We start from the raw sequence: 17,343 nt of genomic DNA, 5'->3' as shown, positions 1-17,343 counted from the left end.
GTTTGGCATTATAAACAATCAACATCGGCTACTATCGAGACCTGCCGAAGGCCTTTGTCCGTCAGGATGTCGTTGATACGGTCCTGGATGTAGGCTTTCACAGCCTTCACGTTCATCTTCTCGCGCTCGATCTTGATCAGAATATCAAACAGAAACTGATTTCGGATACGCTCTACCAGCGGTTCCTCCGGCCCGAGCACCCGACTCTCGCCCAGGGCGTCGGTCAGTTCAGCAGCCAGCCGTTCTGCCGCCTGCAAACTGATGGCTTTGTCGGTGTGCCGTATGGTTAATTTGATAAGTCGTGAAAAAGGCGGGTAGTTGAAATTCTGCCGCTCCTGGATTTCCTCTTCGTATAGTCCTCTGTAATCGTTTTCGATGATTTTCTGCAGGATGGTCTGCTGCGGATTGGTCGTCTGGATCAATACCTTCCCTTTCCGGCCTGCCCGCCGACCCGCCCGACCACTAACCTGCGTGAGCATCTGAAACGCCCGCTCCGTAGCCCGGAAATCAGGGAAGTGAATCAGCCGGTCGGCGTCGAAGATACCGACCAGGCTCACATTGTCGAAATCCAGCCCTTTGGTGATCATTTGCGTCCCGACGAGCATATCGACCTGCCCGCCTTCAAACTCTTGGATGATCTGCTGGTACGCGTTCTTGGCCCGTGTCGTATCCAGATCCATCCGCAGGATTCGGGCCTGTGGGAAAATGATCTGTAACTGGTCTTCCAGCTTTTCAGTACCGTAGCCGATGGTACGTACTTTGGTTGAGCCGCAGACCGGGCAGACGCGTGGCACGGCTTCCTTGTGCCCGCAGTAGTGGCAGCGGAGTTCGGCGTCGCGCTGGTGATACGTCAGACTTACGGCGCAATTCGGGCACTCGGCCGTCCAGTCGCAATCCTCGCATTGCATATAGGGCGAATACCCCCGACGATTCTGGAACAGAATGCTCTGTTCTTTGCGCTCCAGATTCGTTTCCAGTTCATCCAGCAGCGCCGACGAAAACTCGTTTTTCATCGTCTTCTGCTTTTTTTCCTGCTGCGTATTCACCAGCATAATATCAGGCAGGGTGGCATCGCCAAACCGCTGAAACAGTTCGACCAATCCGTAGCGTCCCTGCTGGGCCTGGTAGTACGATTCCAGCGAGGGCGTAGCCGAACCCAGCAGCACTTTAGCCTGCTGCCAGTGCGCCAGCATCATCGCTACGTCGCGGGCGTGGTAGCGTGGGGCCGGGTCATGCTGCTTATACGAGGTCTCGTGTTCTTCGTCCACGATGATCAACCCCAGGTTATCGAACGGCAAAAACACCGCCGACCGTACGCCCACCACAAACTGGTACTGCCCTGATACAACGCCCTTCCAGACTTCCACGCGTTCGTTGTCAGAGAACTTAGAGTGATAGATACCCATTTTGTCGCCGAACACCCGCTGCAACCGCACTACGATCTGGGTCGTCAGGGCAATTTCCGGCAGGAGGTACAGGACCTGCGTACCACCGGCCAGCGCCTGCTGAATCAGATCAATATAGATCTCGGTTTTGCCGCTGCCCGTTATGCCATGAAACAGCACGATGTTCTGCCGCTCAAACTGCGCCATGATGTCCTGCGCTGCCTGCCGCTGCGCGTCGGTCAGCCGGATTTCGGCCTGAGGAACCAGGTTGTCGGCAAAGCGGGGCTGGATTACCTCAAACGTTTCGAACACCTGATTTTTGATCAGGGTCGTCAGCGACGACTGCGACAGTTCATCGTCCTGGTTGAGAATGCTCTTATCCAGCCCTTTCTGGTTGAGCGACGGGGTGATCTGAACGGGTACGTGACGGAGGTACCGCATCACCACCTCCTGCTGCTTCGGCAGTTTCTCCAGCCGTTGCAGGAGCACCAGCAACTGCTCTTTCTCTTCGTAATTGCGGTGCAGACGAATCTTGCGGACCATCTTCGGAACGTATTTTTCCTTCACTTCCTCGAAGACAATCACCGCTTTTTTGCCGACCAGCGATTTGATAACGGCCGGTACGTTGCCCCCCTCTCCTACTAACCGCCCCAGTTCTTCGTACGACAAGGCCGGGTGTTTTTTCAACTCGGTCAACAGCATTTCCTCAACCGGCGTGAGCAGTTCGGGGTAGTCGAAGTCGGGGTTAAACTGCACTTTCGACTGGCTCGAAATTTTCAGGCCCGACGGCAGCGCTACGTTCATGACGTCGCCGATGCAACACATATAATACTCAGACATCCAGCGAAACAGCTCCAACTGGTAGCTCGTCACGAGTGGGTACTCGTCGAGAACTTCGCTGATGTAGCGGGCCTGATAGCCTGTCGGTGGGGAGTTGTGCAGCCGTGCCACTACGGCCGTCAGCACGCGGCCGTTGTTTTTCCCGAACGGTACGATCACCCGAGCGCCGATCTTGAGGATCTCGGCCATGCCACGCGGCACCCGGTACGTGAAGAGCCGAGGGACCGGAATGGGCAGAATCAGATCGGCGAAAAAGGTGACTTCTTCGTCTTCAAGGTGGGAAAATAAGGTGCGTAGTGACGTATCCACGGAGGGTGCTGAGCGGTCGTTTTAGTAAATATAGGGATAAACGCCCGGCTGCCGAAAAGGATTTCGCGGAGTCTGGAAAAAGGCCAACCCACGTAAACCTTTCCCATAAATTTGTATGTTAGTGAACTAAGGCGGTGTTTACACCCATGAATGCTATTACTGAGCGGGTTTCCACCCGCCTTACTTTATGCACAACGGAATACAACCATACGACGTCGTTATTGTAGGTGGAGGTCCTTGCGGACTGGCCGCGGGGATTGAAGCGACCAAATCAGGCCTGAGTCACGTAATTCTGGAGAAGGGCAGCATTACGGAGTCCATCCGGCGCTACCCACGGATGATGCGCTTTTTTTCGACGGCCGAAAACATTGAAATTGGCGGCATTCCGTTTCCGATTTCAGGCGTAAAGGCCAATCGGAACGAAGCGTTGCAGTACTACCGCAAGGTGGCCGCTTATTACAAACTCAACACCAAAGTTTTTCAGGAAGTCGAGCGGGTACAGAAGCACAGCCACCATGAACATGGCGACGTTTTTACCGTGAGTACAACATCCGGTGAGGAATACCAGGGGCGTAAGGTAATTCTGGCAACGGGCTATTTCGACAAGCCGCGCTGGCTCGGCATCCCGGGCGAGGACCTGCCGAACGTATCGCACTACTATGACGAACCATTTAAATACTCGTTTACCAAAGTCGTTATTGTCGGTGCGTCGAATTCGGCCGTTGAAGCCGCATTGGAATTGTATCGCCACGACGTGGACGTAACGGTTGTTCACCGGCGCGAAGATTTCCGGCAAACGGTAAAGTACTGGCTGATTCCGGATGTAAAGAACCGGGTGAAGGAAGGTAAGATCAAAACCCGCTTCGATTCGTGCGTAACGGCGATCACCCCAGACAGCGTTCGGATTACTAATGTGCAGACCGGCGAGGAAGATGTATTACCCGCCGATTTTGTGTTTATCCTGACCGGCTACGTACCCGACTCCGATCTGCTTCGTCGCTGTGGGGTTGAACTGAATCCGGAAACGCACGTACCGATTTACGACAAAACGACCTTCGAAACCAACGTACCGGGACTGTATGTCTGCGGGACAGTGATGGCCGGCATTTACACCGAAAAAGTGTTCATTGAAAACGGCCGTGAACACGCCCAGGCCATTATCGACCATATTATGGGCCGGGAAGTACATAAGGTCAACGAGCTTATCCAACGTATCTGAATACAGGGGGCGCTCAGCACTGAGCGCCCCTTTCTATTGCTTTCGCTTCTTTTCCCGCATTTCCTGCTGCCGCATCGACATACCGTCGATGGTAGCAAATAGCGACTTGGTTGGTAAGGGCTTCGTCTGCCGGATCTTAACACCGCCATCCTTTCCGATCAGCACTACCGCAAAATTGCTGGATTTTACGTTCAGGTCGTCGCGCAGGTACGTCTTATCGGCGATGGAGAGTTGGTTTTCCAGCGCGTCGATAATGAGCATATCGCGGTCGTTCAGCCCGGACGTTTCGCTGGCCAGGATTTCTTTCTGTTGTTTGTAGTCGGCCGACTGGTCTGACGGAGTGTACACGACTAAAATCCGTTTCTGCCATTTACCGGCTTTTACGGTTTTCTCGATTTGACTTTGTGCCAAAGCATTCGTGCCGATCAGAAAAAGGCCCGCCATCCAGAGCCAGCTATGTGCCAATACCCATCGTGTGTTGCGCATGATGCATCAGGTCCATTTACTTAAGAACTGTGCAAAAGCGTCTTTGTATTGATCACTGACCGGAATTGTTACGGTACCAATCTGGATGGTGTTGCGCGTGACGGCTTCGATCTTGTCCAGCGAAACGATAAACGACCGGTGGACCCGCATGAATCGCCGGGCGGGCAGTTTTTCTTCCAGGGCTTTCAGGCTCGTTAGTGACAGTAGTGGCTTGGGCGTTTTGTTCTGATGCGGGTCGAAGCGGAGGTGAACTTTCACGTAGTCTTTCAGCCCCTCGATATACAGAATATCATCAAATGCGACCCGTACCAGTTGGTATTCAACCTTCAGGAACAGATAGTCTTCCTGCTGGTGGGAGCCTGTCGGAGCCGGGACCGCGGGCTGATCCGTTGACTCGAATGAGCCAACCGGCCGCATGGGGCTCAATTCCGGGCCAGACCGATCGAGTGGACCTTCGAACCGCGACGAACCAGCGCGCTGGAGCAGTTCTACGTACGCTTTCGCTTTATTAGCCGCCCGCAAAAACTCTTCATAATTGAACGGCTTGAGCAGGTAATCCAGCGCATCAACCTTGTAGCCGTCCAGGGCAAACTGGTTGTAGGCGGTGGTGAAAATCACCCGGGGAGCGCGGCCGTTCGGCCCGGGTTCAAGCACCCGGGCCAGTTCGATACCCGTGAGGTCCGGCATCTGAATGTCCAGAAATACCAGGTCGATGGCTTGTTCGTGCAGCCCCCGCAGGGCTTCTACCGCACTCGAATAGCGCCCTACCAGGTTTAAAAATGGCGTCTTTTCAATGAATGCGCTCACCAGCCCCAGTGCCAGCGGCTCGTCGTCAACGGCAATGCAGGATAACGTCATAGAAGATGTCGGCAGCTAAGGCCGCCAACGGTAAAGATAACGGAAAGGGGTACTTAAACCGGTACGTTCGAGGTGGCGATCACCTGCTCTACAGGAACCGCCTGACCATCCAGAAACAGCTTCAGGTGAACAGCGTATTCGTTCTCCGGCGTTTTTTCTTCTACCGCCAGCACGTATTTGTCCGGATATAGCAGGTCCAGGCGTCGACGGGTGTTGGTCAGGCCAATCCCGCTACCGGCTTCCAGCGAAGGCATTTTTTCGGGGAAAACCGTATTGCGGACTTCCATGCTTAATTCGTTGCCGTGCTGATGAATACCGATATGAATCCGGCTATCATACACCGAGCTGACTCCGTGCTTGAACGCGTTTTCGACAAAAGGAAGCAGAAGCATGGGCGCAATGGGTACGTCGTGGAGGGGCTTGGGTTGCTCGAACGTAACGGCTACCTTGTCGGTCAGGCGTAACTGCATCAACTGCATGTAATCCTGTACAAAGGCAATCTCCTTGCTCAGCATGGTCGAACCGGCCTGGGTTTCGTAGAGCACGTAGCGCATCATGCGCGAGAGCCGGTGCAGGGCATCACGGGCGGCTTCAACATCGACCAGCGTCAGGGCATAGATATTATTGAGCGTATTGAAGAAGAAATGCGGGTTGATCTGCGCTTTCAGAAACGACAGTTCTGATGCTGTTTTGGCCTGTTCGAGCGCCTGCCGAAGCTGGGCGTCGGCCTGCCACTTCAGTACGGTAGCAATACTGGTACTGACCCCCATCACCAGCAGCGTTGTCATTAAAGTAGGCTGGAACCAGCGAAACTGCGGCAATGGTCTTTTAATCGGTTTGTCCGGATGATAGGCTTTATACATCAACTCGGTCAGATTAAGCCACGCATCGACCGCCCAGAAAATCAGTATCACAGCCGCCACTACGCCAACGGCCGCAGCAATGAAGGTGGCCGTGCGGTCGCGAAACAGCAAACGAGGTACCAGTACCTGCACGTTCAGGTAAAAAGCTCCTACCAGCGTCGTAAAAAAAATCCCCTGTCTTATCCAGAACCCAGTTGGGAAGTTGACGCTGGCATTGAGCGGCTGAAAAACAAAAAACGCAAAGCCAAATACGCCCCACATCAGCAGGTGCATAAGAAAGGTGACGTTGCGACGTACTGAATAGCCTGGCATTAGTTTGGTCAAGAATGGTTTATACAAGTTTACGCAAAAACACGAAAGTTACCGCTGCCAATCGACCGATAGCCCCGCCCCCCCGACTGTTCAGGTATTTCAGCCGATGGAATGGACCTGCGTGGAACGAAACAGCCTGACTTCAAGTGAGCCAGGCTGTCTGTATGCTATACCTAAATATGAAACACGCTTACCTGTTTGGAGCAAACGTAAACGTATTGATGATACAAACCTACCACTGCCTGTACAAACAAACCGGCCAAACCGACCAGTTGCCCAATTCTCCCGACTGTTTGCCGGTTTATGCCGATTAATGCCCTTCAATGGCGTTATTTCCCCCTAAACGCAACTAATCGGTTAAAGTCATACATCCATCGGTATTTGCTCAGGGTCCGTCTATTGCATTTTTCAGACTCGTTGGGCCGCTGTTGTTTTGATTCGTCAACCGTGTGGCAAAGGAGTCAGACGGTTTCTAACGCATCGCAATACCGATACACCATGAATAAGTTGTTCATCCCACTCCTCCTGTTCAGTCTGTCGGCCCCAGCCCTTGCTCAGCAGTTCCCGGCAGGCCGACCCGACAGTACGAGAGCTACGCGCCCTGATCGCAATACCATTGGCACACCCGGTCCGGCGCTGTCGACCGACGAGCCCCGCGGCAACAGCAAAATCACCGGTACGCTGATCGACTCAACGACCAACCAACCCGTACAGTATGCGACCGTTGCCCTGCTCAATCCGCAGACCGGCAAACCCGTCGACGGCACCACGGCCGATGATAAAGGTCGGTTCACGATGGGCAAAGTTGCGCCGGGTCAGTACCAGCTTCAATACTCATTTATAGGATATAAAGCGCTGACTGGCAAGACAATCACCATCCAGCGGGGCGACGACCTGAACGTTGGTACGATTCGGCTGGCACCGGACGTCCGGACGCTGACCGAAGTAAACGTAGTGGGTCAGGCCGCGCTGGTCGAAGAAAAAGTAGACCGGCTGGTTTTCAACGCCGACAAGGACATCACGGCCCGCGGGGGCGACGCCACCGACATCATGCGGAAGGTACCGATGCTGTCGGTCGATCTGGATGGTAACCTGTCGCTCCGGGGCAGCAGCAACGTCCGGGTGCTGATCAACGGCAAACCGTCGACGGTGGTAGCCAGCAGCGTAGCCGACGCTCTGAAGCAGATCCCGGCCGATCAGATCAAGACTGTCGAAGTAATTACGTCGCCCTCAGCCCGCTACGATGCGGAGGGCTCGGCGGGGATCATCAACATCGTAACGAAAAAGAATACACTTCAGGGCGCTACCCTCAACGTCGACGCGGGCGGTGGCAACCGGGGCAGCAACCTCGGCCTGAACGGCAACTACCGGACCGGCAAGATGGGCTTTAGCCTCAGCGGTTTCGGCCGGGCTGAATACAACGTTCGGGGGTCGTTCAACAACGTGCAGACCACCATCGGTACACAGGGCAACACCATCGTCACGCAAAGTGCTAATACGCTGACTCAACGGATGTTTGGTAACTATCAGCTCGGATGGGATTACGACATCGACAAGAATACATCGCTAACAGCCAGCATCCGCTACGGAGCCCGCAATGGCCTGAGCTCGCAGAATAATCTCTTAACGCAGACCCTCGGCCCAACCGACTTTTTCCCGCGCCTGAACAGCCGGAACGTTGATACGAAAGATCTGTCCGGTACGATCGATGCCAACGTAGCCTACATTCGTACCTATCAGCCACAGCAGGAATTGAGCGTTCTGGGGCTGTTCAGCCGCAACAACCGCACGAACAACTTTACGGCCGATCTGCTCAGCAATGTCGATTTTGAAACGATCACGGCCCGCCAGCGCAACAACAACGTCAGCTACAATCAGGAATCGACGCTGCAAATTGACTACCAGACCCCAATGGGCAAGAACCAGTTGCTGGAGTTCGGCGGTAAGGGCATTCTGCGGGAGGTGAACAGTGACTACCAGTATTACTACGCCGATGGCCCCAGCGCCCCGTTCTTACTGGACGTAACCCGACCGGCCAACACGCTGAATTACAATCAGAACATCGCGGCCACGTATCTGTCATATACGCTCACGACAAAGAATAAATACACAATCAAGGCTGGTGCCCGCTATGAGTACACCTTCCTTGATGCGCGATTCAGCAACGAATCCGGCGAAAATCCGACATTGCCCAACTATGGCAACCTGGTGCCCAGCCTCAACATTTCGAAATCGCTGAAAGGCGGCAAAACGATCAAACTGGCTTATAATCGCCGGTTACAGCGGCCTGGCATTCAGTTCCTGAACCCGAACGTGAACGCGGCTAACCCGACAAACATCTCGGTTGGTAATCCGTACCTGTCGCCCGAGCTGACCGACAACCTGGAGTTCAGTGCCAGCGGTAACGTAAAAGGTGTTTACCTCAACGCATCGGTGTTTGCCCGCCGAACCAACAACGAGATCACGAGCATCCGCGATACGATAACGCAAAGCCTGGGCGACCCTACCAACCCGGTGCTGCAGCGCGTCATCCGGACGTCGTACCAGAACGTAGGCTTGCAGAATACGTATGGTATGAACCTGTTTGCCAACGTCAGCCTGTTCTCACGCTGGCAGCTTAACGGAAGTGTAGATGCCTACCACGTAACGCTGACCAACAACAACCCGAATCCGATTTACAACGCCAGCAATTCGGGTTGGGTACTGGCCGGCCGGTTGTTCTCGACGGTTACCTTACCCAACGGCTGGGCGATCCAGGCCGGGGGTGGTATGCGTGGTCGCCAGGTACAATTACAGGGCTACCAGGGTACGTTTGCCTTCTACAACCTCGGCATCAAGAAAGACTTTGCCGAAAAGCGGGGTAGCATCGGTCTGGCCGCCGAAAACTTCCTGAACCACCCGTTCACAGTACGCTCGGAGGTAAGCTCGCCCATCCTGTCGCAGAGCAGCGTAACGAGCTTCTATAACGCCGGCGTTCGCCTGAACATCAGCTATCGCTTCGGTAAGATGAGTTTCGACTCCCCCAAGCGCCGGAACCGATCGGTTAACAACGATGACGTAAAAGGAGGTGATGGTGGTGACGCTGGTAACGGCGGCAACGACAATGGCGGAGGTCGGCAAAGTGCGCCGTCGGGTGGTGGCCGCGGTCGTCAGTAAGCCAAAGAATAGACAAAATCCCTGCCGGATGGACTCTGGCAGGGATTTTACGTTTAGATGAATTTCTGATTAGTTCACCACCTGAACATCAACGTCGTAGTAGTCAATCGTCGGAGCGCCGGCAAAGTACTGTTTCATCTCCTGCAATACACCTTGCAGGAAACCATTTGACTCGGCTCCCTGCCGGTGGTCGGCAGACTCCCAGAGCGTCACCATGAGACATTTGTTAGTCTCCGAATTCGTCAGGAACCGGCTGTTTATAAATCCGGCCTGCTGTTTCAGGGCCGGCCCCACCGACTCTTTGAAATAATTGGCAGCTTCGGTTGATGAGCCGGGCTGGAGGGGCACTTGAACGACGCGCGCAAACATGGTAGTTGGGTTGGGTTCTGGTTGTAATATTAATTGAAAAGTGAGTGGCCAGTGATTGAACTGTGGGCGTATCAGGCATTGGTCAACCGCGCGGTCAGTTCCAGTAGCTGGTCGGCCGTTTCGGGCGTACGACGCCCTAAACCACACGAACTCGCGACATCGACAGCTTGCCCACGGGCGGATTCGATACTCTCCAGAATGTGTTTATTTTCGGCCAGGCTCCGCTTTTCGTGAACAAACCCGGCAATAAAACGGGCCGATCGAGGCAGGGCAATATCCTTCAGCGGAACGTAGTGACTGGCTTCTGTCGGCGGGGGAACGATTCCCTCGGCAAACGGATAATGTACGTACTCGAGAGTATGCTGCGTTGGCCACTCCTCTACCAGCCGATTTGAGAAGGCTACCATTTTCCCCAGCGTTTTGGGATGCACCAGGGCCTCATTATGAAAATCGCCCAGACACAGGTGGATGCCGACACGGGCACCGGGTGTAATCTTGTTCAGAAGATCCTTGATAGGCCGAAGCGCCAGCCCAATCAGGGGAGTGGGTAGTTTGTAAGCTGCGTAAAGTTCCGGCGGTACTTCCAGTTGCACAATAACGTCGTGACCGGCCATAGCCAGGGCCGCATTGACCTCACGGGCGATTACGGTGTTGAACGCGTACGTATAGCGAAGCCAGGTGATCGGGCTGGCGAAGGCAAATCCCATCGCGAACCCCGTTGGTACGCCCAGTTGAAATTTCAACTGCGGTAAGCCATACGTCTCGCGCAACCGCACAAAAACAGGATAACTCTTCGCAAAGAACAGATCGTACCCTAGCTGCACATGCTGCGGCATATCGGCCGGCGAATGCAGTGGTTTTAGTTTCTGGAAATTTTCGTAGCTATCGGCCATGCCGTCCTCAGGACTACGCACCGGCTGTTTGATGACCTGCCAACTGGTTTTATCCTCAGTCAGTTTTTCGATGGCATATACCACCCAGGCGATGCGATTCCCTTTCGGAAAGGCCGGGGTCTTCTCGCCAATCTCACCATCGGGCAAACAAAACAGCGCTGGTCCAAGCACATCGAGCGCCCGACGCATGCACGTTTCCTCATCGGCAAAGGGCATACTACCTACTAATAAAGCAGAGCGTCGGGGCGACTGAGCAGGTATGGAGGGACTGCCTGATGTTTCAGATTGAGTAGATTCCATGCAGATAGAGGTTGAAAGGAGACAAAAGGTACAAAAACTTTTGATTGTCAATAGGTTGTTTTGACTAAATGTTCAACCTATGACCAATTTAACCAGACAGACGATTCACCAGACAATAACCGCGGCTCCCGTTCTGGCATACCATCGCCGTTTTTTACCTGTCCACCCGTTATCAGGTAAATAAATTGTTAACTTTAATTGATAACCAACCCCTTCCTTTCGACATGGAAACGACACGGCGCCGGTTTGTCTCCCTACTGGCCACTCTGCCGCTCACGGGCCTGTTTTCGGCCAGCTTCCGCGCGAAGTTCCTGACGCTGCCCGCTACGCCCCCCTGCGACGACCACGACGAACCGACGCCATCGGAAACCGAAGGGCCTTACTTCAAACCTAATTCTCCGGAACGTAATAGTCTGCTGGAGCAGGGCATGGGCGGTACCAGACTCGTGCTGACCGGCCGGGTGCTGACGACCGACTGCCGACCCGTTGCCCATGCGCTGCTGGACTGGTGGCATGCCGACAACGAGGGCGACTACGACAACCGTGGCTTCCGGCTGCGGGGTCACCAGTACACCGATAAAAACGGCAATTTTCAGTTAGAGACCATCGTACCGGGGCTGTATCCCGGCCGAACGCGCCATTTTCACGTTAAAGTGCAGGCCCCCAACAAACCCGTGCTGACTACCCAGCTTTATTTTCCGGATGAGCCGGGCAACCGCCGGGATGGGCTATTTAACCCCAGACTGTTGATGAACGTAGCGAACAAAGGCAGTAACGTAGCGGCCGGTTATACGTTTGTGGTGACGAGTTAGCGTAATCGGCTGATCCGTAATGGCGCATATTTCGGGCCTACACATTCGGCGACTACGGCCAGGGTAAACATCCCTGTATTACGATTGACGAGTCTTATGAGATCGGCGGATTTGACAAATCCAGATGGGGTAAGGATAGCCCGATTACACGTTAATGCTTCCCATTTGTTATGGCTGTCAACCTGAGCAACTCGTACTGCTGAAGGGTTAACAGTTGGCAAGCCTAATTCTTCGAAGCGAGCTACCGGTAGACCAATCTGGAAAGGTGTTGACTCATTGTTGGTTAAGATCCGCCAGTATCCTCGTTCCGCAACTTGTTGAAGGCATGGTTCGCGTTCAAGAGGGAATCTTACATCCGAACTATATTCCACGACATAGCAATCAGTTTGCTGCCCATTACTGGGCGTAAGAAGAACCGGTCGATAGCTGGTTCCGCTTCCAAGTGGGAAGATAAATTCTGTATTTCCTAATTTTTCTATTACGCCTACTACGTGCGAGCTGTCTGATGCACCTATTGCCACACCAGATTGTGAAATAATTAACTGATTTAATGAGCTTTGGGCGTCTATAATGCCTTTTTCAAACCGTACTGTATCAAGAACGAGCAAAGGATGAGACAAGCGAACTTCTTTGGCTTTAATGATCAAATGACTGACGGCCAGCTTAGTTCTATAATCTTCTTGAAAAATGATCTGTAGTAGTTCTCCCGCCAATTTCAGGCGTCCTTTGTCGGCAGCGATAACACGTTGATTGATTAAGCTACCCTCCAAGTGAAGCGTTCCTTCTACTAACAGGTTACCCTGATTTATCAGATCCTGTTTGACCGCGATCGCTGTGTTCGCCTTAACAACTAATGTATCCCGATTCATTAGTTGCGCCCAGGTTGTCTGGCTCAGACCACTGCTCACAACGACTAACAAAGCCACGAAAATTTTCATTTGCTAGCCGCTGTTAAGCCGTTACGATACAACGCCTTCTTTATTTGCTCAATATCCGACCGCAATAAAGCTAACTCAGACCGCAAAGCTTGATTCTCTGATTTAAGTTGTTCGTTCTGCTCAATCAACGCTTTTATCGCAATCAGGTTGATACCATCAAAATCTGCCTGGTTGATCGTCTTATCGTTACCAATAATTCCAATATTATCTTGTCCAAAGGCTGCAAAGAAATCCTGCGCCATTGGCCCATAATGCCGAAACTGCTTAGCATCCTGACCTATATAGTTCCAGCTTCCCAGACGCATACGGGCTATCTTCTTCAAAATAGCAGCCCCGTCGGCGAGTAGAAACCTCTCTTTACTAGTTGAATCCGACAGAGTCTCCCATGCACTTTGGCCGGGACCTAATATAGCTCCTACACCATAACCATTGTTTATCCCTGTCGTTAAGGTGTATCCTCCCAGAAACCGTGCTACAAACTGGTTCTCACCTCCTGTTTCGGATGTAAAAGGGGCTCCGTCCCCGATAGCTATACTACCTGAGTGTCTGGTATTCACGTTTCCTCCTATTGCAACAGAGCCTATGCCACTTGCCGATACACTACGACCAATCGCAACGGACTGATCGTCATAGGCATAAGCAGCCCACCCTAGAGCAATTGAACTTTCACCAAATCCCAGACAGCCATTTCCGGCTGAGAATGAGTTTTTACCCATCCAGTCAACATGGCTGGTATAACCCGTGCCAACTTGCAAAGCCCCTTTATCTCCTCTCCAGAAGAATCTTTTTTGACCAGAAGCCGTATCACCGAATAATACGTTTTTACCCTCTGCTACATGCAGAAATGCTTTTGGATTTAATATCCCAATACCAACCTGGGCTTGAGAGTTGAAAGCGATTAATGAAAAAATGATACAGGATAAAAGTATAAATTTGGCCATAGTAGTTGACAGGTAGCTACACTTCACTACTGTGAACTCATATCAAAAATCGAGCTACATTTATAAACATCTCAAAGAAAAGTATACAAAAGTGGACTTGATGAGGCTGAGCAGGACACTACATCCTACATCAGCGCCGGATTGTCGTTATATTCGCGGCAGTACGTTAATGCTCTGCTTTTGATGAATGCCCGGCTTTTTATTCTTGCCTGTTTCCTTTCCCTGAACGCCTTCTCCCAAACGACGCCCACGAGTGTTTCGGCTACGTCGCGCTGGCAGAACGCCTATTGGACGGCCCGGTGGCTGATGCATCCGACAACGCCCGCCCGGCAGTACGGGGTGTACCACTTCCGCAAAGCCATCGACCTGAAACAAAAACCAGCCCACTTCGTCGTGCACGTATCGGCCGACAACCGCTACCGGCTGTTTGTCAACGGGCGCTCGGTGGCGCTCGGACCCGCCCGCAGCGATACGCAGAACTGGAATTATGAAACCCTCGACCTGGCTCCTTATCTACAGGTCGGCCGTAACGTACTGGCCGCCCAGGTCTGGTATCTTGGCGAATCGGCTCCGTTTGCACAGATGAGCTACCAACTGGGCTTCGTGCTTCAGGGCGACGGTGAAACCGAGAAAGTGGCCAATACCGACGCAACCTGGAAAGTTTTCCAGAACCCGGCCTACTCGCCCGTTGTCAATGACAACGCCAAGCTACGCACCTACATCGTGGTTGGGGCCGGCGACCGTGTTGATGGCGTTCAGTACCCCTGGGGTTGGGAACAGCCCAATTTTGACGATAAAAACTGGCCCAATGCCCGTCCCATTGGCTACCCCGCCAAACCGCGCGGCCTCGGTACGGATGGCAACTGGAACCTGGTGCCGCGAACCATTCCGATGATGGAAGAAAGTACGCTGCGGCTCACGGCTGTCCGGCGCGCGGAGAATGGCCAGATGAATGCCAATTTTCTGGCCGGAAAGGGCCCCGTGACCGTACAGGCGAACACAAAAGCTACGTTCCTCCTCGATCAGGGACATCTGACGAACGCGTACCCGGAACTAACCGTCAGCGGAGGCAAGAGCGCCGTAGTGACGATGGCCTACGCCGAAGCGCTGGTCAATGATAAAGGGCAGAAAGGCAATCGAAATGAAGTTGAGGGTAGAAAGCTCATCGGCTTTGAGGATCAGTTTGTATCCGACGGCAACGCCAAACGGACGTTCCGGCCGCTCTGGTTCCGGACGTACCGCTACCTGCAACTGACCGTCCAGACTGCCCAAGACCCGCTGGTGCTGGAGGATCTGGTTGGCCAGTTTACCGGCTATCCGTTCCAGCAAAAAGCGACATTCATGGCCGGTTCGGGCGCAACCGCCGACTCGTCCCTGCGGCAAATCTGGAACGTTGGCTGGCGGACGGCCCGGCTCTGCGCGGGCGAGACGTATTACGACTGCCCTTATTATGAGCAACTGCAATACACCGGCGATACACGTATCCAGGCCATGATCTCGCTGTACGTAACCGGCGACGACCGGCTGATGCGCAAGGCAATTATGGATTATGACCATAGCCGGTTTAACGACGGGCTGACGCAAAGCCGCTACCCCAGCGCCGATTTCCAGGTGATTCCGCCGTTTTCGCTGTATTGGGTCTGCATGATCCACGACTACTGGCTGCACCGGCAGGACGATGCGTTTGTCCAATCGTATTTACCGGGAATCTTGCAGGTGCTGAACTGGCATGAACAGCGGCTGGACAAAACCGGCCTGAACGGTCCGCTCGAATGGTGGAATTTTGTGGACTGGGCCAAGTGGCAGAACGCAAAAGACGAAGCAGCCGGGGGCGTTCCGGCTGGAGCGCGGAAAGGTGGTTCCAGCATTCTGTCGCTGCAACAGGCCTACACGTACTTCCGGGCGGCCGATCTCCTGGCCCACTACGGACAGAACGAACGCGCCGAGCATTACCGCGAACTGGCCCGGCGCATCAACAAAGCGGCTATGGCCACCTGCTGGGATGCGACGCGGGGCCTGATGGCCGATACGCCCGCCAAGAACAGCTTCAGCCAGCATGGCAGCATCTGGGCCGTTTTAACCGATGCCGTACCGGTAGCGCAACAGAAGGCCGTATTGCAGAAAGTCATGGCGGATACGTCCTTAACGCAGGCTACGTTCTACTTCAAATATTACCTATTCCAAGCGCTGAAGAAAACGGGTATGGGCGATCAGTATCTGGCTCAGTTGAAACCCTGGCGCGACATGCTGGCGATCGGCCTGACCACCTTTGCCGAAAACCCCGAGCCTACGCGTTCGGACTGCCACGCGTGGAGTGCCTCGCCCCTCTACGAATTTCTTTCGACGGTATGCGGGATTAATCCGGCCGAGCCCGGTTTCCGTTCGGTACGCATTACGCCTTACCTCGGTAACCTGCCCGGCGTGGAGGGAAAAGTGCCGCACCCGGCTGGTGACATTACGGTACAGTTTACTAAAACACCATCAGGTGGCCTGACCGGTACTGTTACGTTACCCGCCAACCTGACCGGTACGTTGCGCTGGAATGGCAAATCGCTGGCGCTGAAGGGAGGACGGCAGGAAGTGAGTTTGTAAAGGCGATTAAGTGAATCAAGTCTTGCCAAGTGGAAATTAATGAACCATGTTGGTATCCGCATCTATGCACTTGTGCGGTCAGGTTCCGAACCTGACCAGTTAGGGTTCAGAACCCTAACTGGTCGCATTTAAGAATCCGGCACCACGATCTATAGCAAATGCAAACGGTAGTTCGCTTAAGTTGGCTAACCGATGGCCGAAGCAACATAACCAGACGGCTACAACCGCTTTGCACCCACGACCTGACTGTTATCGGTTCGCTGGGCGTACAGCACCACCGTTACGTCGTCCGGTTTCAAACCATCCGGCATTGGCATCGTAACACTCCCCGATTGACCGGGCTGATCGAGGGTGCGGAACTGCCGGACAACGTTGGTATTGACCAGCGTTCGGCCGCCATTTTCGCCCCGCTGCACATTCGTTCGGGCTTCCTTCTGTATTAACGCAGCGTTCAGGCGGTATGGACCAGCCGGTAACTGATACCTTACAGTGAGTTGGTTAGCCTGCCGCGTCAAACTTCCGTCAACCGGGATGAACTGGGACGCTGGCTGTTCCTGCACCGACCGGATGAGCTGGTCAATACGGCCGCGCTGCCCGCCAACCACATCGTGTCGGCCATTGATGACCAGTTGGGGCGTATAGGTCTGCGTTTTCAGCAGCCGGTCGTACTGCCGCTGCCGGTCGGTGTATTGTTTCGTGCTGAAGGGGTCCTGCCACCCCAGCCGGTTCCAGTAATCGACGTGAAACGACAACCCATAAACCGCCTGTCCGGCACTGGCGGCCCGCTGCGTAATCTCCTGCAAAGCCCGGTCGGCGGGTGGGCAACTTGAGCACCCCTGCGATGTAAACAACTCCAGCACCACAACCGGCTGGGTAGCCACCTTTACGTCTTTTTCCGGGTTTCGTACCAGCGTCCAGGAGGCAACTCCGACCAGAAGTATACCGCCAATGATTATGTATTTCATGCTGCGTTTAGTTTTGGCAGATTGTAGATGTAACAAGAAAATAAGATAAGCAGTTGCCTGTCAATCGTTTCTACATCAAAACAACCACTTAACAAACACAAAAAT

14 protein-coding genes are annotated in these 17,343 nt (G+C 53.7%); 5 read left to right on the top strand and 9 right to left on the bottom strand.

The genetic code is table 11. The annotated features are described in order from the left end of the window. Nucleotides 1-8: 8 nt before the first annotated feature. The gene (gene priA, locus BN8_RS02600) at nt 9-2,534 is read right to left on the bottom strand and encodes a replication restart helicase PriA (protein ID WP_009280229.1); all 2,526 of its coding nucleotides are present in this window, start codon (nt 2,532-2,534) and stop codon (nt 9-11) included. 187 nt (nt 2,535-2,721) lie between these two features. Here priA and BN8_RS02595 point away from each other — a divergent pair, with 187 nt between their 5' ends. Beyond that, nucleotides 2,722-3,753, top strand: coding sequence for a YpdA family putative bacillithiol disulfide reductase (locus tag BN8_RS02595; protein ID WP_009280228.1), 1,032 nt, complete (start codon nt 2,722-2,724; stop codon nt 3,751-3,753). Between the two features lie 33 nt (nt 3,754-3,786). Here the strand turns inward: BN8_RS02595 and BN8_RS02590 are convergent, their stop codons facing one another. Genes BN8_RS02590 through BN8_RS02580 form a run of 3 tightly spaced genes read right to left on the bottom strand, consistent with a single transcriptional unit; the run spans nt 3,787 to nt 6,272 of the window. Then, the gene (locus BN8_RS02590; protein ID WP_009280227.1) at nt 3,787-4,239 is read right to left on the bottom strand and encodes a DUF4174 domain-containing protein; all 453 of its coding nucleotides are present in this window, start codon (nt 4,237-4,239) and stop codon (nt 3,787-3,789) included. Between the two features lie 6 nt (nt 4,240-4,245). Next, a complete protein-coding gene (locus BN8_RS02585; RefSeq protein WP_009280226.1) occupies nt 4,246-5,097 on the bottom strand; it encodes a LytR/AlgR family response regulator transcription factor in 852 nt (283 codons plus the stop codon). 53 nt (nt 5,098-5,150) lie between these two features. Continuing rightward, entirely contained in the window at nt 5,151-6,272 is a 1,122-nt protein-coding gene (locus BN8_RS02580; protein ID WP_009280225.1) for a sensor histidine kinase, read from the bottom strand. Nucleotides 6,273-6,451: 179 nt separating this feature from the next. Between BN8_RS02580 and BN8_RS33735 the strand changes: the two genes are divergently transcribed. Both BN8_RS33735 and BN8_RS02575 read left to right on the top strand, forming a co-directional pair. Continuing rightward, nucleotides 6,452-6,586, top strand: coding sequence for a hypothetical protein (locus tag BN8_RS33735; RefSeq protein WP_262493821.1), 135 nt, complete (start codon nt 6,452-6,454; stop codon nt 6,584-6,586). Between the two features lie 184 nt (nt 6,587-6,770). Then, nucleotides 6,771-9,428, top strand: a complete 2,658-nt coding sequence (locus BN8_RS02575) for a TonB-dependent receptor (RefSeq protein WP_040005272.1) — start codon at nt 6,771-6,773, stop codon at nt 9,426-9,428. 69 nt (nt 9,429-9,497) lie between these two features. Here the strand turns inward: BN8_RS02575 and BN8_RS02570 are convergent, their stop codons facing one another. Next, the gene (locus BN8_RS02570; RefSeq protein WP_009280222.1) at nt 9,498-9,797 is read right to left on the bottom strand and encodes an antibiotic biosynthesis monooxygenase family protein; all 300 of its coding nucleotides are present in this window, start codon (nt 9,795-9,797) and stop codon (nt 9,498-9,500) included. Between the two features lie 71 nt (nt 9,798-9,868). Then, complete coding sequence (locus BN8_RS02565) at nt 9,869-10,990, bottom strand: hypothetical protein (RefSeq protein WP_144051556.1); 1,122 nt, start codon at nt 10,988-10,990, stop codon at nt 9,869-9,871. 224 nt (nt 10,991-11,214) lie between these two features. On the opposite strand from BN8_RS02565, the gene BN8_RS02560 reads away from it, so the two are divergent. Then, the gene (locus tag BN8_RS02560; protein ID WP_009280220.1) at nt 11,215-11,802 is read left to right on the top strand and encodes a dioxygenase family protein; all 588 of its coding nucleotides are present in this window, start codon (nt 11,215-11,217) and stop codon (nt 11,800-11,802) included. Here BN8_RS02560 and BN8_RS02555 read toward each other — a convergent pair. Next, entirely contained in the window at nt 11,799-12,740 is a 942-nt protein-coding gene (locus tag BN8_RS02555; RefSeq protein WP_009280219.1) for a hypothetical protein, read from the bottom strand. The genes BN8_RS02560 and BN8_RS02555 overlap by 4 nt on opposite strands. Beyond that, nucleotides 12,737-13,681 (bottom strand): tail fiber domain-containing protein, encoded by a 945-nt coding sequence (locus tag BN8_RS31490; RefSeq protein ID WP_051040984.1) that lies wholly within the window; start codon nt 13,679-13,681, stop codon nt 12,737-12,739. The genes BN8_RS02555 and BN8_RS31490 overlap by 4 nt, the downstream gene beginning before the upstream one ends. A 183-nt stretch (nt 13,682-13,864) precedes the next feature. On the opposite strand from BN8_RS31490, the gene BN8_RS02545 reads away from it, so the two are divergent. Next, nucleotides 13,865-16,273, top strand: a complete 2,409-nt coding sequence (locus BN8_RS02545; protein WP_009280217.1) for a family 78 glycoside hydrolase catalytic domain — start codon at nt 13,865-13,867, stop codon at nt 16,271-16,273. A gap of 218 nt (nt 16,274-16,491) precedes the next feature. On the opposite strand, the gene BN8_RS02540 is transcribed toward BN8_RS02545, so the two are convergent. Then, nucleotides 16,492-17,238, bottom strand: coding sequence for a DUF1223 domain-containing protein (locus BN8_RS02540; protein ID WP_009280216.1), 747 nt, complete (start codon nt 17,236-17,238; stop codon nt 16,492-16,494). Nucleotides 17,239-17,343: the final 105 nt, after the last annotated feature.

This window comes from Fibrisoma limi BUZ 3, from assembly GCF_000296815.2.
GTDB lineage: Bacteria > Bacteroidota > Bacteroidia > Cytophagales > Spirosomataceae > Fibrisoma > Fibrisoma limi.
This window is presented reverse-complemented; position numbering and strand designations above follow the sequence as displayed.